We start from the raw sequence: 24,074 nt of genomic DNA on the forward strand, positions 1-24,074 counted from the left end.
ACAATGTTTGGTAGTACTCGCTGAACAAATGTGCTTATGTGAAATAAATTTCTTGGCTAAATTTGCTAGACGAATCGACTAGACTATAATAATTCATTTAAAGTAATTTAACAATTTCAGCTTCAGCATATGTTTATTCGCTGAAGACGAAAATCAGACACAACTTCTTGCACACCCGCATGGATACTTGCATATATGACAAACTGGCTGCGCTTTGAACATCAAAATCACATCGGCTTTGGCAGCCTGGAAGCAGGTGTCATCACGGTCTTCGAAGGTGATTTATTTAACAATCCCACACCCACAGGGCAAACACTGGCCCTGGATCAGGTGCGTCTTCTGATACCCAGCCTTGCCTCAAAAATGATAGGTTTGTGGAACAATTATCATGAACTGGCTGAAAAACTTGGGCAGGCCATCCCTGCCGAGCCTTTGTACTTTATTAAGACTTCCAATTCTTACCTGCCACACGATGGCATCATCAGGCGCCCTCTTGCTTATGATGGCAAGATTCTCTACGAAGGTGAACTGGGCATCGTGATAGGCAAGTCCTGCAGCAATGTTGATACCGACGTCGCCGCCGACAGCATTTTCGGTTATACCTGTGTCAACGATGTGACAGCGTTAGAACTGTTGCAACGTGATGCCTCGTTCGCACAATGGTGCAGGGCTAAGAGCTGCGATACTTTTGGTGTATTCGGGCCTGTCATTGCCACCGGGCTTGATCCGCAAAACCTGGTAGTGAAAACATTTTTAAATGGCAAAGAGCGACAAAATTATGCCTGTCGCGATATGATCTTTTCTCCCGCGCAGATCGTCAGCATGATTTCACGCGAGATGACATTATTGCCTGGTGATGTCATTGCCTGCGGTACATCGGCAGGCGCAGGCCCCATGCGTAGCGGCCAGATAGTGGAAATTGTGATTGACGGCATAGGTAGTCTGCGCAATAGTTTTGAAAGTGTCGAGGGAAAAACAATATGAAGATAGCAGTCATAGGTGCGGGTGCAATTGGTGGCTACCTGGCGGTAAAACTGGCCCAGACCGGGCATGAAGTCAGTGTGGTGATACGTGGTGCCAACTTGCAGGCCGTGCGTGAAAATGGCATGAAACTCATCATGGATGATGGCAGCGAGCATGTGGCAAACATCTTCGCTACTGACCGCATTGCTGATCTGCCCGTGCAGGATGTCGTCATTCTCGGCATGAAGGCACATCAGGTCGCGGCAGTGGCGGCTGGCATACCTGCCTTGCTGGGGCCAGAGTCCATCGTGGTGACGGCACAAAATGGCGTGCCCTGGTGGTATTTCCACAAGCATGGCGGCGACTATGAAGGCCGGCGGGTAGAAGCGGTAGACCCGGGTGGCGTGGTATCGGCGCACATAGATGTGGCGAAAGTGATAGGCTGCATCATCTACCCAGCCTGCGAAATCATTGCGCCTGGTGTCATACAGCATATAGAAGGCAACCGCTTTTCACTGGGCGAAATCGATGGCAGCGATACACCGCGCATACGTGCGCTGGCTGACGCCTTGCGGCAAGCGGGTTTCAAGGCGCCCATCTCGTCTGATATCCGTTCAGAAATCTGGCTCAAGCTCTGGGGTAACCTGAGTTTCAACCCTATCAGTGCACTGACGCATGCAACACTGGTGGATATCTGTGAATTTGCACCGGTACGTGAACTGGTGGCGCGCATGATGCGGGAAGGGCAGTTGATAGGTGAAAAGCTGGGAGTCAATTTCAAGGTATCCATAGACAAGCGCATTGCCGGTGCAGCCGCGGTCGGCAAGCACAAGACCTCGATGTTGCAGGATATTGAAGCCGGCCGGCCGATAGAACTGGAAGCCCTGGTCGGCACAGTCATAGAAATGGGCAAGATCACGGATACGCCTACCCCGAATATAGAAGCGGTCTATGCGTTGACGGCGCTGCTGGCGCAAACGGTGAAAGAGCAAAACGGCAAGTTGCGGATACAAACATAAGCAGCCGTAAGCTGCTGTACGCTGTCATAAGCTGTCATCAGCGCAGGAAAAGGCTGAAGGGTTGGCCGCATCCAGGCGCTCCAGACCTTGTGCAAGCAGGCCGTGCCGATGGTAATGATTTTTTATTATAGAAAGCTATCATGCAAAGATTTTCCACACTCGTCGATTTACTCGCCGTGGGCGCTGACGATGCCATCGCACTGCAAGCACCAGGTGCCAAACCCCTGACTTACCGTGACCTGCGCGCCAATCAGCAAAAGACCCTGGCTAGCTTAAACAGCTTTGGCATAGGTCGCCAGGACAGGGTTGCCATCGTTCTGCCAAATGGCCCGGAAATGGCCAGCGCCTTTGTCTGCATTGCCGCCGCCGCCACTGCTGCACCATTGAACCCTGTCTACCGTGCTGACGAATTTGAATTCTATCTGTCTGACCTGCATGCCAAAGCGCTGGTGGTAGAGAAGGGCAGTACTTCACCTGCACTTGCCATCGCTGACAAGCTGAAAATACAGGTATTGGAACTGACGCCAAGTGAAGAAGGCATAGGCGCATTTACGCTGACGCAGGTCAATCCGCAAGCTGCCAGTGCATCTTTTACCCCTGGCCCGGCTGCGCCTGAAGACATCGGTTTGATACTGCATACTTCAGGTACTACATCACGTCCCAAGATCGTGCCACTGTCGAATATCAACATCTGTGCTTCGGGCTGCAATGTGCGCGACAACCTGCAATTGACTGCTGCTGACCGTGGCCTCAATATCATGCCGCTGTTCCATATCCACGGACTGATCGCGGGTTTGTTGGCACCGCTGTCCGCGGGCAGCAGCATCTTTTGCACGCCAGGTTTTAATGCCCTGAAATTCTTTAGCTGGATGACAGAAGCGAAACCGACGTGGTACACCGCTGTACCGACCATGCACCAGACCATCGTTGCGCGGGCGGCGCAAAATCATGAAGTGATTGCAGCCAACCCCTTGCGCTTCATACGTTCGTCTTCTTCTTCCATGCCGCCACAAGTCATCAGTGAGCTTGAAGCTGCTTTCAAGACCCCTTTGATTGAAGCCTACGGCATGACAGAGGCGGCACACCAGATGGCCAGTAACCCGCTGCCACCTGCCAAACGCATACCCGGTTCGGTCGGTATTGCCGCCGGCCCTGAAGTGGCAATCATGGATACCGAAGGTAATTTGCTGGAGCGTGGCCTGACAGGTGAAATCGTTATCCGTGGGCCAAATGTCACGGCAGGCTATGAAAATAATCCCAAGGCCAATGCGGAGGCGTACACCAATGGCTGGTTCCGCACTGGTGACCAGGGCATCATGGATGCAGATGGTTACCTCAGCATTACTGGCCGCCTCAAAGAGATCATCAGCCGCGGCGGTGAGAAAATTTCCCCACGTGAAGTTGATGAAATCCTGATGGATCATCCTGCGGTACAACAGGTCGTTACCTTTGGTATCCCGCACGAGAAGTTGGGTGAAGAAGTCGGTGCTGCTGTCGTGTTGCGCGAAGGTGCGACAGCGACAGAAAAAGAATTGCGTGAATTTGCTGCCATACGCCTGGCGGACTTCAAGATACCGCGCAAGATTTTGTTTCTCGAAGAAATACCCAAGGGTGCGACAGGGAAATTGCAACGCATAGGCCTGGCTGCCAAACTGGGTTTGTAAGTGTAAATCTGAAGCATAAACAAAAGGGGCGCAGATCAAAATCTGCGCCCCTTTTACGATGTGTGGATCACTTTACGCTGGCTACAAGCCAAGTCGCTTGGTGGCATCTGTCATCACTGCGTTGTCCCAGGGTACAAAGCCCTTCATGTTAATGCCTTTCAAAGCAACTTTACCTGCCTCATTTTCACTGAGTTTGAGCAGCAGGTTTTGTACTTTTTCACGTTGTTCAGCACTCAGTCTTTTTGAGGCCAGGAATTGCTTGATAGGGACAGGTTTTGTTTCACCTATTACTCGGCCACCCTTGGCTACCCAGTCCTTGGCGACTGCGCCGGAGCCAGTGACACCGGCTTCAACGAAACCATTTTCTACCATGAAGGGTACAGCATCCTGAAAGCGCGTTGCGCTAAAGCGTGAGGCAGGGTCGCGAAAACCAAGCTCAGTCAGGTTGGCGGTAAACATGACCGTCGTAATGGATTCCAGTGACGGTACGCCAATTTTCTTGTCGCGCAGGTCGGCAATGGTTTTTATCGCAGAATCTTTTTTGACGAATACGCGGGCACGATAGTCCGTATAATCTTTGGCAGTCACCAGGCCGATATATTTGCCACTTTTGACTGCGCGCAAACCGATGTGCGCCGGATGGATAAAAACCAGGTCATAACGTTCTGCATCAAGACCCGCTTCAAAACTGCTGTACCTGTCTACCGCCTGTACTTTGACGGGATGCTTGAGTTCTTTCTCCAGCAAATCTACCAGAGGTTTATAGCGATCAGAAATAGGGCTGCCATCCTGATAGGTAACACCTTCGTTGACAGCGAGTATCCACTCCTGTGCATGGCTCGCTTGTGCCACGACAGCGAGAAGAATCAAGATCAAAACGCGTTGGAACAACATTTCTGACAACCCTAGATGATAGATTAAGATAAGACTTGCTATCATTGTAATGCAAATGTGCAAATGCACAAATTTAGTTTCTGGCAATTAACGGCAGAAAGCTTTTGAAATGGCAATATTATTGTTATGAAAATATTGCTAATCTGTATTTCATATAAACAGTATGTTCACTGTATAGAACACAATGCGAGTCAGGCATCCAACAGTTTTTATTTGGTGAGAGGCTCAGGAAATAACAGTACTCCTATTATTTCCACATGGCAATATAAAATTATTTTTGCAATTTAGGCAACGAGCAATGCGAAAACGTACTTGTCAGGCAATTGCTTTCAGCAGTTTCAGCATGCGCGTAAAAGTTTTACCGTAAGGTGGGTACAGCAAGGCAATGCCGTTCATCCTGCTCTGGTAAAAGACCGGCTTTTCCTTGCTCAGCGCGCGGAAACCCCATATTCCGTGATAGGCACCCATGCCGCTGGCCCCGACGCCACCGAAGGGTTGTGATTCCTGGCTCAGGTGCCACAGGCAATCGTTGACTGTTACACCACCAGACACGGTTTGTTCGAGCACCAGGTCGCGGTTGTCATTATCTGTGCCGTACCAGTACAGGGCAAGCGGACGTTCTCTGTGATTAATGAATGCTATCGCTTCTTTCACGTCATCCTGATAAGTGACAATGGGCAACAAGGGACCAAAAATTTCTTCCTGCATGATGCGCATATCTGGCGTGGTATTCAGTACCAGTACCGGTGCCAGCTTCCGCTCTGCTGTCATGCTTTCCGACTGGGCCGTGTTTGTCAGCGGGATCAGTTGCGCGCCTTGTTCAACGGCGTCCGTCAGCAGACCTTGCAAGCGCTGATAATGATGGTCGTTGATGATGGCCGTGTAATCAGGATTGCCTTCCAGCGAAGGATACATCTTGCCAGTTGCGGCGACCAGGGCCGCCACCAGCTCATCACGTCTGCCTGCTGGTACCAGCAGATAATCTGGTGCCACACAGGTCTGGCCGGCATTGAGTAATTTGCCAAATGCCAGACTTGCCGCCGCTTTCCTGATATCGGCGCTGGCATCGACGATTGCCGGTGATTTTCCACCAAGTTCCAGCGTGACGGGCGTCAAGTTCTTTGCTGCTGCAATCGCTACGTGTCTGCCGATTGCGGTCGAACCGGTGAATACCAGATGATCGAAACGCAGTTCAGAAAATGCCTTCGCCACATCTGCCCCGCCTGTCATGACAACCATCTCGTCTTCAGAGAAATAATCTGCCACCAGCTTTGCCAGCAAAGCGGAGTAATGCGGCGTTAATTCAGAAGGCTTCAGCATCACGCGGTTGCCTGCCGCAAAGGCGGCAATTGCCGGCCCCAATGCCAGTTGGTGCGGATAATTCCACGGTGAAATAATGCCAACCACACCCAGGGGCTGACTCAGCAAGCGGTTTTTGGCCGGCAGATATTGCAAGGCGGTCGCTACGCGCCGGGGTTTCATCCACCCGGCAAGATGACGTTTCGTATGTTTGATCGAAGCAACGATGAGCGACAAATCTGCCAGTTCGGTTTCATGTTGCGAACGGTGTCCAAAATCCATGCTGATCGCCTGATTGATTTCGGTGCCATGCTGCACCGTCAATTTTTCCAGACGATTGAGCCAGTCAAGCCGCTGTTGCAAATCAGGGTGAGGCTGGGCGCGGCAGGCAGTATGTAAACGCTTTAGCGTTACCTCTACAGTTTGAGCGATAACTTCGGGTGCCAGATTCATTTCCATACCGGTCTCCTGAGCATAAAAGGAACATAAATGTAATTTTGCTATTATGCGCCATATTTCTCACGACCCTGGTTAAATGCTTACGGACTTTTCATATAAAAAAAGAGAATGGGACGCCGGCCAGAACAGCAGGCCGGCAGTGCGATTAAATCTGCTTAAATACCCTTGCGTACCAGAACCGGATCAGCCCGGTATAGTGCCGGTATGACACGTTTCAGATTCTCGACCTTGGGAAGATCGTTAAAGGCAATATAGGGCTCGTTCGGGTGCAGCGTCAGGTAATTCTGGTGATAGCTTTCGGCAGGGTAGAAGCCTGTATCTGCTTCTACGGTAGTCGCCATCGCTGCGTGAAACACATGCGATGCATTCAACTGGGCGATATACTTTTCTGCGACGTTGCGCTGCATGGGGGTGGCCGGGAAAACAGCAGAACGATACTGGGTTCCTGTATCTGGCCCCTGACGGTTCAGTTGGGTAGGGTCATGCGCCACTGAGAAAAATATCTGTAGCAGCTTGCCGTAGCTGACCTGGGTGGGGTCAAATGTCACTTGCACCGCTTCTGCGTGGCCGGTAGCACCAGAACCGACCAATTCATAATGTGCAGTTGCTGCCTTGCCACCTGCATAGCCAGAGACCGCATTGCTGACACCACGTACATGCTGGAAAACACCTTGTATGCCCCAGAAGCAACCACCGGCAAAAACTGCTGTCTCAGTTTTTGCGCTGCCTGCCGGCACATCCACCGCTGGTGCTGCGATGACAACGGCAGCTTCCCCTGCCTGCACCTGGCCATTCCATGTTACTGCCGCGACGATGCCGCCAATGGCAACCGCCAGCGCTGTCAGTCGATTTGCTATTTTCATGTTTTACTCCTCTTAGGTGATTCAACCGAAAGTAAAGGCATAAGCCTGTACGCCTGAATTCAAAAACTCGATACTGAAAGTGTGGTCGCTGACAGCGCCGGATTGTCTTACCAGCTGATACAGCCGCTGTAAAGTCACTGTACCACTGCCGTCTGCGGCGATGTCGCTGCCATGTGCTGCACCTGGTTCTGCACCGTCGATCATGACGCGAAAGCGTACCGGCTTGCCGTCTTTGCCAGGCCCCAGCACCAGGTGCAGGTCACGGGCGTGGAAGCGGTAAGTGATGCGGCCTGTTCCCTGTTCCAGGGCAGCGTATTCTTGCTGCACCTTCCAGTTGCCAGCCAGACCCCATTGATTCAGCGTGAGCTGGGCTGGTGCTTTGTAATCAGCACTGCGGTTTTGTTGTACGCCACTGGCTGATACGAAGTTTTGCGCGCGGCTATACCCTAAATAAGTCTCTGACGACTTCACCTGGCTGTCATCAGCGGCCATTTGCGCACCAGCGGCACCTGTATCCATGACCACATCATTCGCCACATCCTTGTGACCGGCTTCTTCCAGCAATTGCTGTATCACCTGCTCAGATTGTATGTATTCGCCTTCACCAAAATGATGGTGGCGGATACGGCCATTTGCATCGATGAAATAATGCGCAGGCCAGTACTGGTTGCCAAAAGCACGCCAGATCGCATAGTTGTTATCAATAGCAACCGGATAGCCGATACCCAGGTCACGCACCGCCTTGCTGACATTGGCCGTGTCGCGCTCAAAGGCGAATTCAGGGGCGTGTACACCGATCACGACCAGTCCCTGATCATGATATTTTTTTGCCCAGGCCTGCACATAAGGCAGGCTGCGCAGGCAGTTGATGCAAGAGTATGTCCAGAAGTCGATCAGGACGACTTTGCCTTTCAGGTCTTGTGCTGTCAGTGGTTTCGAATTGAGCCATTGTGTCGCCCCATCCAGCGGGGGCAAAGTCCCCTCCTGTGCCAAAGTACCGGCCGCAACTGTCGCAGTGGCGCCATGCGCAGACATCATGGCGTTCGATGGTGCCATGGTGTTCGACGCCATCATCGCATTGGAAGCCGTCATTGCTCCTTGTTGCGCTATGACTTGTGCCTGTGGTGAAGCAGGTGGCAGGTTTGGCGCAACCCGGTCTATCAACTGCTGTTCCAGACCTGAGGTGGCGACAGTAGACAAACGTGTCAACAAACCAGTGTCCAGACCCAGCGCAATAGCGGCGACACCAGCTAACATGGCGGCGCCCAAAAGGCGGCGTATCCATTCACCGGCACCCAGCGATTTTTTCATTGCCGCGACCACCTTGCCGCCTATCAGCAGTGCCGCTGCCAGCGAGGTCGCGGCACCAGCAGCATAAGCCAGCAATAACAATGTTGTGCCAACACTGGCACCGTTCAATGCAGCACCGGTCAGCAGCAGGCCCAGCACCGGCCCGGCACAAGGTGCCCATAACAAACCCGTGGCTACACCCAGCAATAAGGACGAACCTATACTGCCTCCATCAGCCTGTGCAGTATTGGACAGATGGTTACCCGCCGCCACCAGCGGTTTGGTCAGTTTGTCGGACAAGTGCGGAAACAAAAGTGTCAAACCAAAGAAAGCCAGCAAGGCCATCGCCAGCCAGCGACCATACAGATTGGTTTGCAGTACCCAGTTGCCGCCAACGGCAGCCAGTGTGGCTACGGCGGCAAAGGTCAGCGCCATGCCAACCAGCAGCGGCAAGCCACTACGGCGGAAGGGCTGGCCGGTACGGGCAAAGACAAAGGGCAGCACTGGCAGGATGCAGGGGCTGAGTATGGTCAGTACACCGCCAAGATAAGAAATAAGTATCAACAACATTGTTTGCTTTCTGTACGTCGTTCAGGTGTTACCTGGCGTAAATGCCATCGCCACGCCATTCATGCAGTAGCGCAAGCCTGTGGGACGCGGGCCATCATCGAAAACATGACCAAGATGGCCACCGCAACGGCGGCAAAGCACTTCCGTGCGTACCATGCCAAAAGTGCTATCGGTCACATTGCTGACAGCGCGGTCCAGCGGGGCATAGAAGCTTGGCCAGCCGGTACCACTATTGAATTTGGTCTTCGATGAAAACAGGGGCAACTGGCAGCCGGCGCAACTGAACTGACCACTGCGATGTTCATCGTTGAGTGGACTGCTATACGGGCGCTCGGTAGCACCGTGGCGCAACACTTCATATTGCATTCCGGTCAGCAGGCGACGCCATTCGGCGTCAGTGTGCTGGACTTCCAGAGCCGGGCTGGACGCATTGCCCGCAGGTGCGGCTGACAACATACGGCTCATGGCCAGCAGACTGCCTGCCAGCAAAAATTGACGTCGGGTTTGCATATATCCTCCTTGGTTGTTGCGCTATGGTGCCCATTGTGCACCTGTACTGCTGTCCAAGTCCTCACGTAAAGTTAAACGATTTGTGATACTTTTTTGTATGCAAATCCTGCACAATGACAACATTCAAGCAGATAGCTGGGGTCACCGTGGATTTGCCAAAACGTATATTGATCGTAGAAGATGATATGCCCATCGCCGACCTGTTGCGTCTGCACATGAAGGATGAGGGTTACCAGGTCACCCATTGTGCAGATGGCAGGCAAGGGCTGGCACAATTGCGCACCGGCAAGTGGGATGCATTGATACTGGACATCATGCTGCCAGGTGTGGACGGGCTGGAAATCTGCCGCCAGGCGCGCGCCATGGAAACCTATACGCCGATCATCATCATCAGCGCCCGTTCCAGCGAGGTGCACCGCATCCTCGGGCTGGAACTGGGGGCCGACGATTATCTGGCCAAGCCATTTTCGGTACTGGAACTGGTCGCCCGCGTCAAGGCGATGTTGCGTCGTGCCGATGCAATGGACAAGAGTCGCCGTACTGAAGCCGGTGACGTACAGGTAGATGGCGTGGCCTTGTCGCCAGTAACACGTGTCGCCACTGCCGATGGCAAGTTGCTGGACCTGACACCGCGTGAATTTGACTTGCTGTACTTTTTTGTCCGGCATCCGGGGAATGTGTATTCGCGGCTCGATTTGCTCAACAAAGTCTGGGGCTATGAGCATGAAGGTTATGAACATACCGTCAATACCCATATCAATCGTCTGCGCGCCAAGATAGAGGCGAATCCGGCTGAACCCAGCCGCATACTGACGGTATGGGGTAAAGGCTACCGCTACGCGCTGCCAGGAGAGGTAATGTGAAGCTGACCCTGTCACGGCGCCTGTCGCTGGTATTTTCTGTGCTGCTGCTGGCCAGTTGCGGCGTTTCTGCCTGGTTGCAGATACGCGCGAATGACATGCGCGAAATGGAGGTGGTACAAGGTTTGTCACGCGGTCTGGCCAGCAGTATCGCCCTGAATGCACAATTGACTGAGACAGAAGAAATGGGGCCGGATTCTGTACGCCATCTGTTTGACCAGTTAATGACAGTCAATCCCAGTGTGGAAGTCTATCTGCTCGATGAGACTGGCAACATCATAGGCAATGCAGCACCGCCGGGCCACGTGAAACGCCAGCGTGTTGATCTGGTATCGGTACACAGGTTTCTGGATGGCGGCATGTTGCCCATACTTGGTGACGATCCACGCAGTCTGACGGGGCATAAGGTATTCAGCGCGGCAGCCCTGCGCCGCGATGGCCGTGCAGCACATTATATTTACGTCATCCTGCAAGGTGAAGAGCATGACCGTTATGTTGCGCACGCTGGTATCAATGCAGTGTTGCGGGTGACCTTGTGGTCGATGGCGTTGGTGGCCTTGCTCACCCTGTTGGCAGGATGGGCAGCACTGCGCTGGATCACCAGACCCTTGCACCGGTTGACTGATACCATGCGCCGCTTTGATACCCGGGCTGAGCAGCCAATGGTGGTGCCGCCCTTGACACACGCGGCAGACCAGCGCGACGAAATTGCCGTACTGGAAACCAGCTTCAGGCAAATGGCAGCGCGTATCAGCGAGCAATGGCAGAGCCTGAAACAGATGGATCATGACAGACGTGAAGTGGTCGCCAATATCTCGCATGACCTGCGCACGCCACTGACGTCAATACACGGCTATCTGGAAACCCTGGCCGCGCGTGATGCGACGCTGGATGCCGCTGAACGCCAGCGTTATCTGGCCATTGCACTGGGGCAGAGCAGCAAGGTGGGCCGCCTGGCACAAGCCCTTTTCGATCTGGCACGACTCGAGCATGGCGGTGTTGAACCAATGCCCGAAACATTCCTGCTCAATGACCTGATACAGGATGTATTTGAGAAGTTTGAATTGCAGGCCCAGGCAGGGCAGGTCAGGCTTGACGCGCAATTGCAAGGAAATGCCATGGTGGAGGCTGACCTGGGCATGATAGAGCGCGTGCTGACCAACCTGATCGACAATGCGATCCGTCACACGCCGGTTGGCGGGACGGTGACCGTGGCGGTGGAAAAACGCTTGCAGACAGTTGAAATCTGCATTCGCGATACAGGCCCAGGCATACCTGCCGAATTGCTAGACAAGCTATTCAAACGACCGTTTGCACTCAGTGGTGAAGGGCATGGTGGCGGTCTTGGTTTGCTGATTGTTCACCGCATCCTGCAATTGCACCATCGCAGCATAGAATTGCGCAGCGAAGCCGGATCAGTTAATCCGGGGGCCTGTTTTTGCTTTGAATTACCTTTGGCAGCAACTGCGGTGTGATCGGTCTAACCGACCTTAGCTGTCCAGACTTTCAATTCAGCAGCGACTTCTGCAACGAGCTTGTTCCAGTCACCATGCTCTTTCTGGCGGAACAGGCGCGTGGTTTGCGGGTACCACGGCGTATCATCACGCTCGCGCATCCAGCGCCAGTCACTATTGATTTTTGGTAGTAAAACCCAGCACGGTTTGCCCAGCGCACCGGCTATGTGGGCGATGGCGGTGTCGACGCAAATCACCAGATCCAGTTGAGCAACGATGGCTGCGGTATCGGCGAAATCCCTGATGTCTGCTCCCAGCGGCGTGATGGGCTGATTGGCAGGCGCATTCAGGGCTTCTGTTTCTCCTTGCCCTTTTTGCAAACTGATGAAGCCTGCATCCGCGGCTTGCCAAAGCGCTGCGAGTGATGTCAGACCAGGCAGCGAGCGGTTCCTGTCATTGGCATGCCCTTCGCTGCCTTTCCAGACCAGGCCTATTTTCAGGCGATTCGCTGGCATGCGTATTTGCCACTGTGCCACTCTTTCGCTTAAGGCATGCAGGTAAGGGATGCTGACCGGAATAGTGGCGACTGTCGTATTAAAATGTAGTGGCAGGCTTAAAGCAAGGCACCAATAGTCATGTGCGGGCAAAGAGGCCAGGTCAGTGATGACGGCATCAACACCTTTCGCGGTTGCCAGCAGTGCTTTTAAGGCTGGAGCACAAAATACGGTAAAGCGGGTAAGACCACGTTCTTTTAACAACGCGGCATAGCGGATGAATTGTATGTAATCACCAAAACCCTGTTCTGGCCAGATGACCAGCGATTTGCCTGCCAGTGATTCTCCCTGCCATTGCGGGAACGGCAGTTTTGGGATTTTAGTGTTGCTTTGCAAGGTGCGCGGGTCATGCCGGTATTCATGATAAGGCCAGGCTTCGGCATAGCGCCCCTGCGTGAGCAACAGCAGACCAAAATTGAAAGATGCACTTGTCATTTCGGGAGCCAGTTTCAAGGCCTGTTTATGGCTGGTTTCGGCCTCATCGAATTCACCGCAGTCGCTTAGTATCATTCCCAGATTGTTATGTGCCTCAGCCATGTCTGGCATCAATTCCAAAGCGCGCCTGCAACTGGCTACCGCTTCTGTCAGTTTGCCAAGGGCGTGCAATGCGCTGCCTAGCGTATTGTGGGCACTTGCCAGCTTCGGGTTGATTGCCAGTGCCTGGCGACAGCTGTTAACTGCTTCTTCAAGCTTGCCATTGTCTTTCAAGACGATGGCCAGGTTATTGAGCGCATCGGCAAAATGCGGATGGTATCTTAACGAATTACGATAGCTTTCGATGGATAAGGCTAGCTGCCCTGATTTATGCAGCGCATTGCCGAGATTGAAATGGGCTTCTGCAAAATCAGGTTTGATTTTCAGCGCGGCACGACAATTTGCCGCGGCATCGTCAAACAGGTTTTTTTCAAACAATGCAACGCCCAGATTATTGTGTATGTGCGCTAATCCAGGGTCGATTTCCAGCATTTTCCGCCAATTGACAATGGCACCATTGAGCTGGTTTTTGGCGAGATGGCTATTGGCCAGATTGTCATAGGCTTCGATGTTTTGCGGATTAATTGCAACTGCCTGATTGAAGCTGGCAATGGCGTCTGAAAATTTTCCCTGCTTATGAAAGGCATTGCCAAGATGGGTCAATAATTCAGCATTTTCAGGTTGAATGGCACTGGCTTGCTGGAAGTTTTTTGCCGCCAGGGCAAATTGATTTTCTTCGTAGTACAGGTTTCCCAGAAAATAGTGCAAATCAAGAGAACCCGGGTTGGAAGCAATACCACCAATCAGCACTTGCCTGGCCGCTTCGCGCTGGCCATTTTGCAGCAGCAGGAAAAACCAGTCGCGGTAGGCAACTTCAAAATCCGGTGTCAGCGTCACTGCTTTTTGAAAGGAGGCCTGTGCCAGGTCTGGCTTTCCCTGTGCTTGATAAATGCCGCCCAGAAAATAATGGGCGTCCGCAATGTCGGGGTCCAAGGCGATTGCCTGTCTGAGTAACGCTTCAGCTTCGTCATTGCGACCTTGCTCCTTGAGTACAAAACCCAGGTTGCCATACGCCTTGACCAGCGTGTTGTCGATAGCGATGGCCTGGCGATAACATTGTTCTGCTGCTGAAAGATTGCCTTCACCCAGATATTGATCGCCTTGTTTTTTGTGACCGCCGGCCAGGTTGGTACTTTCAGGCGGCAAGATGTTAGTCACAGGCGTTATTGCCCCGGCTTTTTGCTCTGGCGTTGTGCCTGTGAAAAATTTTTTGAGTTTATTCAGCATCTTTGTTTTTCTGGATAGTCAAAAATCGCAGTCATGTTCTCATCACTGTTTATGCGTCAGTATGCCTCGCTAAGGCTCACTCAGCTTCACTCAGCATAATGTCGACAAGCAGGGAATGAAATGGGGTCAGGTCATCAGGCGCTAGTATAACCTGCGTCATCGCCATTTTTTTAATCTGCGAGACTGGGAGGGAACAGACTTCGAAACACCATCAGTGATATGCAAACAAAGACACGCAGAAAAGTTCGTACCTTTGTTTGATAATTAAGGTAGAGGTATAAGGCAGGGCGTGATCAATGCAGAATAGTCATGATGAGATGGCCAGACGGTACTAAGCTCATCATGACCCATCTCTGTTATTTGACGCCTTCGTTTTTCATGGCTTCCAGTTTGTCGTAACCCAGTGCCGCAGAGGCTGCTTTGATAGCTGCCATGTCAATATTCTGACCTCTGGTTTCGATAATGAAACGACCGGCTACCAGCAGACTATATTCACCGGATGGGCCATCTTTTTGAAATTTTTCAAAAGTAGGACGACCGTTTACCTTGCCCATTTTTTCGTAGCCGGTATCGGTTTCCTTGTCTTGTTCCATTATTCCCCAGGCAAACATGGCACCAAACATTTTACTGCCACCGGTATCGGTGACCGTGAGGCTGATTTGCTGGTTGTTGTCGCCACTATATTTCGCTTCTGCCTTGGAGATTTTAAATTCACCCATGGCCGTCTTCTCGCCTTCGATACTATTGCGTTTCAAGTTGCCCAGTGCTTCCGGGAACAGGGCTTTGAGTTTATCCTTGTCAACCACTTCTGCCTGGCCACCCGCACCCATGACCGTGCCCAGTGCATCGGTCGCAGCCTTCATTTCTGCCTGAGGGTCACCAGATTTTTTTGCGGCTTCCATTTTTTTGTTGGCATCTTCCATTTGCTGGCCCATTTTTGCCAGTTCACCGAGGGCACCACCTACTTCTTCAGTTTTTGCTGAAGTCGGTATCCGGCCTGCACCAATCATGGAGGCACCGCCTACCATACCGATCACATAGGTAAACGCGATCATCATGACGATGGAACAAACGACCGATACAGCTGTGTAACCAGCAGCTTTTTCCTGCGGTGCCTTCATCAGCACGGGCAGACCAAGGTAAAGCACGTAGATACTATACAAACCTGCCAATGCGCCGAGAATGCCCAATGACGGAATAATATGCAAAATACCAGCCAGCCATGCCGGCGTAAATGCATAGGCAGTGACCTTAAGTGCCTGCATGGGATTCTTTTCACCGCCAAAACTGGGTGCCAGCGCATCAACAATGAGTGAGATCAGATAAATACCGACCAAGCCCATCACAAAGGTCAGGATTAAAGTGGTGATCCCCGACATGATGGGCGTGCGTATGGTTCCCAGAAAAGGAATGCTGATACCGATCAGTGTCATGCCCAAAAAGCTGGCAATCGCGGGGATGGCAGACAGTGGAGCGACATAGTTCTTGAACAGATCCGCAGTATTGGTCGTTTCTTCAGCGATCACAGGCCATTCAGCCTTGGGGTCTAGCGTAATATTTTTCGCACGTTGTATAAGGTTCATGAGTTTTTCCTTCAGTTGAGGGGCGGGATACGCGACTACCTGTTACGGCTATGACAAAAACCAAAATCATGCTACTTAGCTTTTCAATAACTGGCAAATTCTATTACAGTTTTTTGCAAGATAGCGATGATTTTGTTTCAGTCTGGCAGATAGTTGGCTTTTAGCGCCGCTTATGTCGACACTGTGAATGACAAATGTCATAAATTGCCCTAACGCATGCTTGATTATTTGGGAATATAAATTGATAACTGCACGTGTATTCAAAGGCTTGCCACAAGCTTGCTTACAAGTTGCTGACTTGGTAACAAATTGAAACGTATTCAGCTTGTAAAACATGGCACACTGCGTGCACTTGCTGCAATCTGAAACTCTGATTTATCCTTGTCATGTCGCCCTCCTTATTCGCCTCGCTGGCTAAAAGCAAAATCGCCAAACTTGACCGGCGCTGGGCATTGCTTTGGCTGTTGTTGCTTGAAGTGGCGATCTACGGGTTGGATGAATATACGGGTCCATTGATTTCTTTTGCACCGTTTTACATCTTTCCCGTCGTCATCAGCGCCATCCTGCTGTCGCGTCGCTGGGTGCTGGTGTTTGTTATATTGTCCAGTCTGGCCAGGGTGCAGGTCTTCAGCCAACTCTTTCCGGCCGGTAGTCTGCTGCTGATTGCCTTCGATATTTTTCAAAGTTTTATACTGTACGCAGGCAGCGCAATACTGGTCATCGCGACCAAAAAAATCGTGCAGCGTCTGTTCAAATATACCTATTACCTGGAAAACCATCTACGGCAAATGCGTCAGCAAAGGCGGCTGAAAGCCAGCATCCGCCGCGCGCTGCCAGAAGATGCTGATGACATCGTGGGTATCGCAGTATGTGGTGCAAAAAGTGGTGGTTTATCAGAAGACATCCTCAATGCCGTCATGCAAAAAACACTGACCATCGCATTCAAGCAGGGCATTATTGACGGTAATACCATGCGTGACGTGTGGACCGGTGGCAAACAGAAGGTGCCAGTTGAGTTCTGGGTGTCCATCATTAATGGCCGCATGGCCGGTTTTTTCATGCTGTATGGTGTCGATGACCAGCATGGCTCCGAAAGGGAGCTGCATGCCATGGTCGTGGCTGACCAGTATCTGGGGCTGGGGGTTGGTACAGCGATGACGGATTTCTTTTGCATGCATTTTAAAAATCGCCGCTTGTTTGCTGCCTGCAAGCCAGGTTCCAAAATGATTAAAATGCTCAAACACCGGGGGTTTTCTTTTTTCTCAGAAACAGATAATGACTACGTCATCATTGAGCGTCATAACTGAGTAAAGCCATGCTACCCCGTAGGCTGAAGTGGAATGCGCAAAAGCCGGCTGCTTTGCCGGCATCTCAGACTGACCTGTTCAATACGTCCCAGTTCAGGCCAAATTTATGCAGGTATTTTTTCAGCCTGTCAGCATCATTCGGATTCGCTTTTCCACTGCGCGATGCTGCAAATAATTTTCTTCCTGCATCTGACAATGAACGGGCATTTTTACAAATGCCGAGCACGGATTTGAGTTGCATGGCATCAAATAAATCGAGTTGCGTGATTTGTTCTGTCGCCAGATAGTCAATCAGATCTATGTCGTCATGTCTGATGTCCGAGGTTTGACCATGCGACCACAGTTTTTGCAATCGTTTGAGTTCGCCATTGACTATATCATCGTTAATGCGTCCCGCATCTGCCAGTGTGGCCATGCGCGTCACTGACGCTGACAAATCGCGGAAATTACCTGACCAGATGGCTTCCGCAGAAGTTGCAAAATCCAAAAAATGCGCTTTGGCTTCTTTGTTGAAGCGTACCATCTGACCATGTTCGGCGCTAAATTGTGTCAGCAGATAATCCGTGTTTGGAGCGATGTCTTCTGTGCGTTCAGCCAGCCCGGGTAATTCATATGTCCATAAATTGATGCGGGCAAACAAGTCTTCACGAAAGCGGCCTGCTGCCACTTCCCTACTCAGATCACGGTTGGTGCCAGCAACGAGCTGGAAATCGCTTTGCACTTCATGGTCACCACCAACCGGGAAAAACCGCTTTTCTTCCACTGCTTTGAGCAGCATGGCTTGTTCATCCAGGCCCAGTTCACCAATTTCATCAAGAAACAGCAAGCCCTTGTGTGCTGTCCTCAGCAAGCCGGGGCGGTCAGACATGGCACCGGTGAACGAACCCTTGATATGGCCAAACAGGGTGGAACCCGCGCCATCACCACGCAGGGTAGCGCAGTTGACTTCGACAAACCTGCCTTCCAGCCTGTGCCTGGCTTTTTTCAATTCAAAGATACGCCGCGCCAGGAAAGACTTGCCCGCACCAGTCGGCCCCATCAGCAGGATGGCAGCCTTGGATTTGATGGCGACACGCTCTATCTCATCAATCATGGTATTAAAGCGTGCATTGCGGGTGGCGATGCCCGACTTCAGGAAGGCCACACCTTCTTCCTGCTCACGGCTAAAGCGCTGGGCAATCTGGTCATAGCGTGACAAGTCCAGATCAATGATGGTCATCTCACCAAAATTGGCCTTGGTCTGGCGCCGTGGCGGCGCAGTCTGCAAGAGCTTGCCGGGCAGGTAATTGGCTTCTGTCATCAGGAACAGGCAAATCTGCGCCACGTGGGTGCCTGTGGTGATATGCACCCAGTATTCTTCTTTGTCGGTATCGAAGGGATAAGACCTGGCAAAGTCAAACAGGCAACCATACACATCTTCAAAATCCCAGGGGTCTTGTATATCCAGCTGATGTGAACGTAGCTTGGTCTCTGGCGAAGTATCAGCGATGTCCTTTTCCAGTTGCGCGAGCAAGGGCGCATGCTGGCCGCTATGCAGCAAATCAATACGGTCAATGAAGATGTCTTCATGCTGGGTCAGGGCTACGGTGGGCCGCCATTTTTCCCAGCGGCCACTGCCACGGCCACTATCGAGTTGTGTGCCTATAAAACCGATGACGACTTTTTTCTTCTTGATCATTTTGGATAAATATTTATCTAATAAGATAATTATATAGGAAATGTATTTTCCAGGTAGATCTTGCGAATTTCGTTTATTTATCAGTTTTTTCTATTTAAATCAATAGCTTAGGGTTGGGTGTGACGTGATGGCGCAGACCTGGCACGCCCATTGCAATAGATGACGCGTAGGGCATGCAGGCATGAAGGGAGTGCCACCACCGAAAACGATTATGTCCCGGGTGGGCTGGATAAAACCAGATGCAGTCTAAGTACTGTCATGAGCAAGGTTGCAGATGCAGGTTGCCGCTCCTCGTAAGGGTGTCAACTGGCGCGCGTTTCCAATCATGGCAGTGGCCAGAAGTAATGCTCTGGTTGTTGCATTGTGCGGGTTCGAATCCCGTCGTGTCCACCAATGAAAAAACGGGGTTTGGACGAAATTGTCCCGGCAAGGCGTCAGCGACGACGACAGTACGACTAGTACGGCTAGGAGCTGCAACGCAACTGGGGCGGTTTTGTGCAAGTCCAAAAAAAAAGGAAATGAAATGGTTAATACACACTTGTTCCAAAGTTTAAAAAACTCACTGACAAACAAATTTTTGCCGGTAACGGATGCAACAAATTTTTCTGGCGTAGCCGCCTACAAGTTCACCGCCGAACACAAGCTGGCGCAATATGCAGCCACTGGTTGCCTGAACGCGACTTACTACGCCAGTGCAGAAGCACAACTCGCAACAGTGCTGGATTTGACCAAAGAGGTGTCTCCTCTGTTCGTTGCGCAAACAGCGATCTACTGCCGTGAGCGTGGCTATATGAAAGACATGCCAGCCTTGCTGGTAGCAGCACTGACCATGCGTAATGCGGTCGAGTTACCGCGTACCTTCAAGCGCGCGATGAATAACGGCAAGATGCTGCGTAACTTTGTGCAGATTCTGCGTTCAGGTGCGATAGGTCGTAAGTCTATGGGTAGCCGTCCTAAAAAACTGGTACAGGCATGGTTGAATACTGTCAGCGAAAAAGAATTACTGTCAGCAGCGGTGGGTACGACACCATCACTGGCCGACGTGGTGAAAATGGTGCATCCAAAACCTGCCGAAGCATGGCGTGAAGCTTTCTTCGCCTGGTTGATAGACAAGCCATACAAGGCAGAAGCGTTGCCACCAGTCGTAGCAGCGTTTGAAGCTTTCAAGAAAGACCGCAGTCTGGCTTTGCCGGATGTGCCTTTTCAAATGTTGACAGCGATGGATTTGACGACAGAAGACTGGGCACAAATTGCCCGTCAGGCTGGCTGGCAGATGTTGCGTATGAACTTGAACACCTTCGGCCGTCACGGCGTGTATGACTTGCCAGGCATGGTGGACTTGATTGCTGCCAAATTGAGTAATGCAGAGGCAATTGCCAAAGCAAAAGTATTTCCTTACCAATTGATGGCGGCATACAAGGCAGCGAATGAAGAAGTGCCGTTGCCCATCAAGAATGCCTTGCAGGATGCGATGGAAATTGCCTTGAGCAATGTACCGGAGATAGCTGGCAAGGTCGTGGTGTGTGCTGACGTGTCAGGTTCCATGTCGTCTGCGGTCACAGGTTACCGTGGCTCTGCAACGACAGCAGTACGTTGCATAGACATCGCTGCTCTGGTTGCTGCTGCCATGTTGCGCAAGAATCCATCGACCCTGGTTTTGCCGTTTGAAAACCAGGTCGTGAAATGCGATTTGAACCCACGTGACAGCGTGATGACCAATGCACAAAAGCTAGCAGCGATAGGTGGTGGTGGAACCGATTGCAGCGCGCCACTGGTGCAGTTGAATAAACAGAAAGCGCATGCTGACCTGGTGATCTTTGTTTCTGACAATGAATCATGGATGGATGCAAGTCGTAGTCGTACTACTGCCACCATGGTGGAGTGGAATGTGTTTAAACAACGCAATCCACAAGCCAGACTGGTGTGTATAGATATTGCACCTTATGGCACGACACAGGCAGCAGAAAGAGATGATATTTTGAATGTAGGTGGGTTTTCTGATGCTGTATTCAAGATCATTGCTGCCTTTGCTGCTGGTCAGCTGAGTGCAGAGCATTGGGTAGGTGAAGTAAAGGCAATTGATATTTAGAGAACCGCTGGCGGGGCATATGTAGTAACTGCTTCGCCAGTTCAGGTAGTAAAAGTTTTTGAACGCAGCATGAATGTCAATGTGATTACATCTGAAAACTGTAAAATCACTTTTAAATCTTGTCATGCTGTGCTTCAAAGACCATGTGATTGTGGTCTTCAGTTTGAAATGCAGTACGAATGCGCAGGCGATTACATCCAAAAAAATCGCAAGCCTTCCTTGTCGTACAGTATTTCTCGATACCGTAATCAGATGTCGCAGTACAGGTTTTGAATATGGTATGAATGCAGGCGTAATTACATATGGGATGACTATCACGTTTTTAATCTTGTCATGTCATATTCAATAAATATCGGTTGTTGCAATTTTTTAAATGCTATGTGAATGCTTCTGTGACTACATAAGATATGTTCACATAAACCCTTGTCGTATAGCCGTTCAAAGAGATGCAATGCGTATAGGTTTTGAGCAGTACAAGAATGCTGACGTGACTACATTCTACGAAAATGAGATGTCACATTAAATTTTTGTCTTGTTGCTGTTCAATTTTGTTTTACCCGAATGCCATCAGGATTACATAGGTTAAATTGGTTCGACTCCAATCTGGGCCACACCGAAAGGATGGGTCAGAAGGTCCTGGTAACACTTGTCGGGGTTTGTTTTAATGAATTTGATAATGAAATAAAGTTTAGGCGAATGCTGGTGAAACTACATCTCCAATGCGGAAGTCGCGGGTTCGATCCCCGTCACGGTATTCAGGTAGCGTGTAGCTCAGTTGGTAGAGCACCGAGTGGGCAACCACGATGTTTTACTTACCCTTGTCGCCACCCTAATTTGAAGAAGAAAAAAGAGAAAATATGAAACACGAAGATTATGATGTAGTACAACACGAAGGTGGTCGCCCTATCAAAATGTGGACCAAAGGCGTCCCCGTTGAAGATGAGGCAAAAAAACAATTGGTCAATACCGCGCGTATGCCTTTCATCTACAAACATATTGCCGTGATGCCTGACGTGCATTTGGGTAAGGGTTCTACCATCGGTAGCGTGATACCTACCCTGGGTGCGGTGATCCCGGCGGCGGTTGGTGTGGATATTGGTTGCGGGATGATGGCTGCCAAGACTACCCTGTTCGCCCATGATTTGCCAGATAACCTGGGCCCTTTGCGTACCGCGATAGAAAAAGCCATACCGCATGGTATGTCACCTAAGACCCGTAGCTTCAAAGGCCGTGATAAGGGTTCATGGGAATCGCCACCAAGCGCTGTGGATAACGCCTGGGCACAATTGAAAGATGGTTTCGATGAAATCTGCTTGAAGACGCCGCGTTTGAAAAATACCAATAACTACCGTCATTTGGGAACTTTGGGTAGCGGTAACCATTTCGTTGAAGTGTGCCTGGATGAAGCCAATGCCGTATGGTTCATGTTGCATTCCGGTTCACGTGGCGTAGGTAATGCAATCGGCAGCCATTTCATTGAACTGGCCAAAGAAGATATGCGTACCCATTTCATTAACTTGCCTGATCAGGATCTGGCATATTTGCCAGAAGGTACCGAGCATTACAATGATTACATTGAGGCAGTAGGTTGGGCGCAGAAATTTGCACGTATGAACCGTGAAGTGATGATGCAGAATTTGATTGCTGTTGTGCGTACCGTAATCAGCAAACCGTTTGAGACGCATGTGGAAGCGGTGAACTGCCACCATAACTATGTACAGAAAGAGCATCACTTCGGTAAAGACGTATTGGTAACCCGTAAAGGTGCAGTATCTGCGCGTGCCGGTGAATTGGGGATTATCCCTGGTTCCATGGGAGCGAAAAGTTTCATCGTGCGTGGTAAAGGAAATGAAGAAAGTTTCCATAGCTGCAGTCACGGCGCAGGCCGTACCATGAGCCGTACCGCAGCCAAGAAGTTGTACACCATTGCCGATCAGATCGCTGCAACCGAAGGTGTGGAATGCCGTAAAGATGCCAATGTGATTGATGAAATTCCAATGGCGTATAAAGACATCGACGCCGTCATGCTGGCTCAATCTGCCCTGGTGGATGTGGTACACGTATTGAAGCAGGTAGTGTGCGTTAAGGGTTGATTTTTAAACTCAAGACCTCTCAACACAGAGGCACAGAGGAAAGAAAGACTGCTTGCAAGCAGTCTTTCTTTCCTCTGTGCCTCTGTGGTTAATGGTCTTGAACTTGATTTGAATTGAAAATAAAAATAATGAATAAGAAAATGATAGAGCTGGATGGCTCTTTGGGTGAGGGTGGTGGGCAGATATTGCGTACGTCTTTGAGCCTTTCCATGATTACCGGTCAGCCCTTTCGCATCGTCAATATTCGTGCTGGCCGTGCCAAGCCGGGTTTGTTGCGCCAGCATCTGGTGGCAGTGCAGTCTGCTGCGGCTGTCAGCGGTGCGCAGGTGACTGGCGCAGAACTGGGTTCGACCACGCTGGAATTTATTCCATCGGGTATCTATGGCGGTACTTACCAGTTCGCCATCGGCAGCGCCGGCAGTTGTACCCTGGTGTTGCAAACACTGATACCAGCTTTGCTGTATGCAGATAAGCCATCCACTATCAAGATCACTGGCGGCACCCACAATGACATGGCACCGCCTGCACAGTTTTTGCAAAAGGCTTATGGGCGGATATTGCAACAGATGGGGGCAGATGTCAGTTTTGAATTGAACCGTTACGGCTTCGTACCTGCCGGTGGTGGTGAAATCGTCGCCCAGGTACAGCCATGCAAGCAGTTGAAGAAAATCGATTTGCTGGAACGTGGTGAAAGACGCAAAGGCTATGCAGAAAGCTTTGTCGCCGGTGTACCTGTCGATGTCGCCAAACGTGAGCTTGAATGCATAGGCGTTGGCATGGGCTGGACTGCGGATCAATTGCTGGTGCGCGGATTAAGCAATGACCAGGGGCCGGGCAACGTATTGCTGATTACGCTCGAACATGAACAAGTCACCGAAGTGTTTTGTGGTTTTGGTGAAAAAGCCGTGAAGGCAGAAAATGTCGCCAAGCGCACAGTGCAGGAGTTGCGTGAGTATGTCGCATCTGGTGCCGCCTTGGGCGAGCATCTGGCTGACCAAGTCATGTTGCCATTTGCACTGGCGGGTGGTGGCAGCTTTACTTGCAGTGTTGTATCGCAACATGCCAAAACCAATGCTGATGTGATTGCCAGGTTCTTGCCTGTCAGTACAGAATTTAAATTACAAGATAAACGCTTTATCTGCACGATGAAGCACAATTAAAAAG

At 51.0% G+C, this 24,074-nt stretch carries 17 protein-coding genes; 9 read left to right on the forward strand and 8 right to left on the reverse strand.

What is annotated here, in order from left to right:
* Window positions 1-195 precede the first annotated feature (195 nt).
* The 3 genes from ACO0LH_RS09405 to ACO0LH_RS09415 all read left to right on the forward strand — a co-directional run bounded on the left by ACO0LH_RS09405 (window position 196) and on the right by ACO0LH_RS09415 (window position 3,646).
* Window positions 196-984: a fumarylacetoacetate hydrolase family protein gene (locus tag ACO0LH_RS09405; RefSeq protein WP_422940815.1), complete on the forward strand. Its 789-nt coding sequence runs from the start codon at window positions 196-198 to the stop codon at window positions 982-984.
* Complete coding sequence (locus tag ACO0LH_RS09410) at window positions 981-1,982, forward strand: 2-dehydropantoate 2-reductase (RefSeq protein WP_422940816.1); 1,002 nt, start codon at window positions 981-983, stop codon at window positions 1,980-1,982. Before ACO0LH_RS09405 ends, ACO0LH_RS09410 begins: the two co-directional genes overlap by 4 nt.
* Window positions 1,983-2,122: 140 nt before the next feature.
* Window positions 2,123-3,646, forward strand: coding sequence for an acyl--CoA ligase (locus ACO0LH_RS09415; RefSeq protein WP_422940817.1), 1,524 nt, complete (start codon window positions 2,123-2,125; stop codon window positions 3,644-3,646).
* Window positions 3,647-3,727: 81 nt separating this feature from the next.
* On the opposite strand, the gene ACO0LH_RS09420 is transcribed toward ACO0LH_RS09415, so the two are convergent.
* From ACO0LH_RS09420 to msrB, 5 genes are all read right to left on the reverse strand, one after another.
* Window positions 3,728-4,498, reverse strand: coding sequence for a phosphate/phosphite/phosphonate ABC transporter substrate-binding protein (locus tag ACO0LH_RS09420; RefSeq protein ID WP_422940818.1), 771 nt, complete (start codon window positions 4,496-4,498; stop codon window positions 3,728-3,730).
* A 357-nt stretch (window positions 4,499-4,855) separates the two neighbouring features.
* Entirely contained in the window at window positions 4,856-6,298 is a 1,443-nt protein-coding gene (locus ACO0LH_RS09425; protein WP_422940819.1) for a coniferyl aldehyde dehydrogenase, read from the reverse strand.
* A gap of 155 nt (window positions 6,299-6,453) precedes the next feature.
* A complete protein-coding gene (msrA, locus tag ACO0LH_RS09430; RefSeq protein ID WP_422940820.1) occupies window positions 6,454-7,161 on the reverse strand; it encodes a peptide-methionine (S)-S-oxide reductase MsrA in 708 nt (235 codons plus the stop codon).
* A gap of 21 nt (window positions 7,162-7,182) precedes the next feature.
* Entirely contained in the window at window positions 7,183-9,021 is a 1,839-nt protein-coding gene (locus ACO0LH_RS09435; RefSeq protein WP_422940821.1) for a cytochrome c biogenesis protein DipZ, read from the reverse strand.
* Window positions 9,022-9,042: 21 nt separating this feature from the next.
* Window positions 9,043-9,531, reverse strand: a complete 489-nt coding sequence (gene msrB / locus ACO0LH_RS09440) for a peptide-methionine (R)-S-oxide reductase MsrB (RefSeq protein ID WP_422940822.1) — start codon at window positions 9,529-9,531, stop codon at window positions 9,043-9,045.
* Between the two features lie 146 nt (window positions 9,532-9,677).
* Between msrB and ACO0LH_RS09445 the strand changes: the two genes are divergently transcribed.
* A complete protein-coding gene (locus tag ACO0LH_RS09445) occupies window positions 9,678-10,394 on the forward strand; it encodes a response regulator transcription factor (protein ID WP_422941169.1) in 717 nt (238 codons plus the stop codon).
* The gene (locus tag ACO0LH_RS09450) at window positions 10,391-11,866 is read left to right on the forward strand and encodes a HAMP domain-containing sensor histidine kinase (RefSeq protein ID WP_422940823.1); all 1,476 of its coding nucleotides are present in this window, start codon (window positions 10,391-10,393) and stop codon (window positions 11,864-11,866) included. The genes ACO0LH_RS09445 and ACO0LH_RS09450 overlap by 4 nt, the downstream gene beginning before the upstream one ends.
* Window positions 11,867-11,871: 5 nt before the next feature.
* Here the strand turns inward: ACO0LH_RS09450 and ACO0LH_RS09455 are convergent, their stop codons facing one another.
* Both ACO0LH_RS09455 and ACO0LH_RS09460 read right to left on the reverse strand, forming a co-directional pair.
* Complete coding sequence (locus tag ACO0LH_RS09455; RefSeq protein ID WP_422940824.1) at window positions 11,872-14,160, reverse strand: tetratricopeptide repeat protein; 2,289 nt, start codon at window positions 14,158-14,160, stop codon at window positions 11,872-11,874.
* 356 nt (window positions 14,161-14,516) lie between these two features.
* A complete protein-coding gene (locus ACO0LH_RS09460; protein WP_422940825.1) occupies window positions 14,517-15,743 on the reverse strand; it encodes a Yip1 family protein in 1,227 nt (408 codons plus the stop codon).
* A gap of 386 nt (window positions 15,744-16,129) precedes the next feature.
* Here ACO0LH_RS09460 and ACO0LH_RS09465 point away from each other — a divergent pair, with 386 nt between their 5' ends.
* Entirely contained in the window at window positions 16,130-17,050 is a 921-nt protein-coding gene (locus ACO0LH_RS09465; RefSeq protein ID WP_422940826.1) for a GNAT family N-acetyltransferase, read from the forward strand.
* A gap of 64 nt (window positions 17,051-17,114) precedes the next feature.
* Here the strand turns inward: ACO0LH_RS09465 and rtcR are convergent, their stop codons facing one another.
* A complete protein-coding gene (rtcR, locus tag ACO0LH_RS09470) occupies window positions 17,115-18,725 on the reverse strand; it encodes an RNA repair transcriptional activator RtcR (RefSeq protein WP_422941170.1) in 1,611 nt (536 codons plus the stop codon).
* 526 nt (window positions 18,726-19,251) lie between these two features.
* Here rtcR and ACO0LH_RS09475 point away from each other — a divergent pair.
* The 3 genes from ACO0LH_RS09475 (at window position 19,252) to rtcA (ending at window position 24,070) form a co-directional block, all read left to right on the forward strand.
* Complete coding sequence (locus ACO0LH_RS09475) at window positions 19,252-20,817, forward strand: vWA domain-containing protein (RefSeq protein WP_422940827.1); 1,566 nt, start codon at window positions 19,252-19,254, stop codon at window positions 20,815-20,817.
* 857 nt (window positions 20,818-21,674) lie between these two features.
* Window positions 21,675-22,910, forward strand: coding sequence for an RtcB family protein (locus ACO0LH_RS09480; RefSeq protein ID WP_422940828.1), 1,236 nt, complete (start codon window positions 21,675-21,677; stop codon window positions 22,908-22,910).
* Between the two features lie 128 nt (window positions 22,911-23,038).
* The gene (gene rtcA / locus ACO0LH_RS09485; RefSeq protein ID WP_422940829.1) at window positions 23,039-24,070 is read left to right on the forward strand and encodes an RNA 3'-terminal phosphate cyclase; all 1,032 of its coding nucleotides are present in this window, start codon (window positions 23,039-23,041) and stop codon (window positions 24,068-24,070) included.
* Window positions 24,071-24,074 lie beyond the last annotated feature (4 nt).

Origin of the sequence: Undibacterium sp. TJN19 (genome assembly GCF_049339485.1) — a bacterium.
GTDB lineage: Bacteria > Pseudomonadota > Gammaproteobacteria > Burkholderiales > Burkholderiaceae_D > Undibacterium.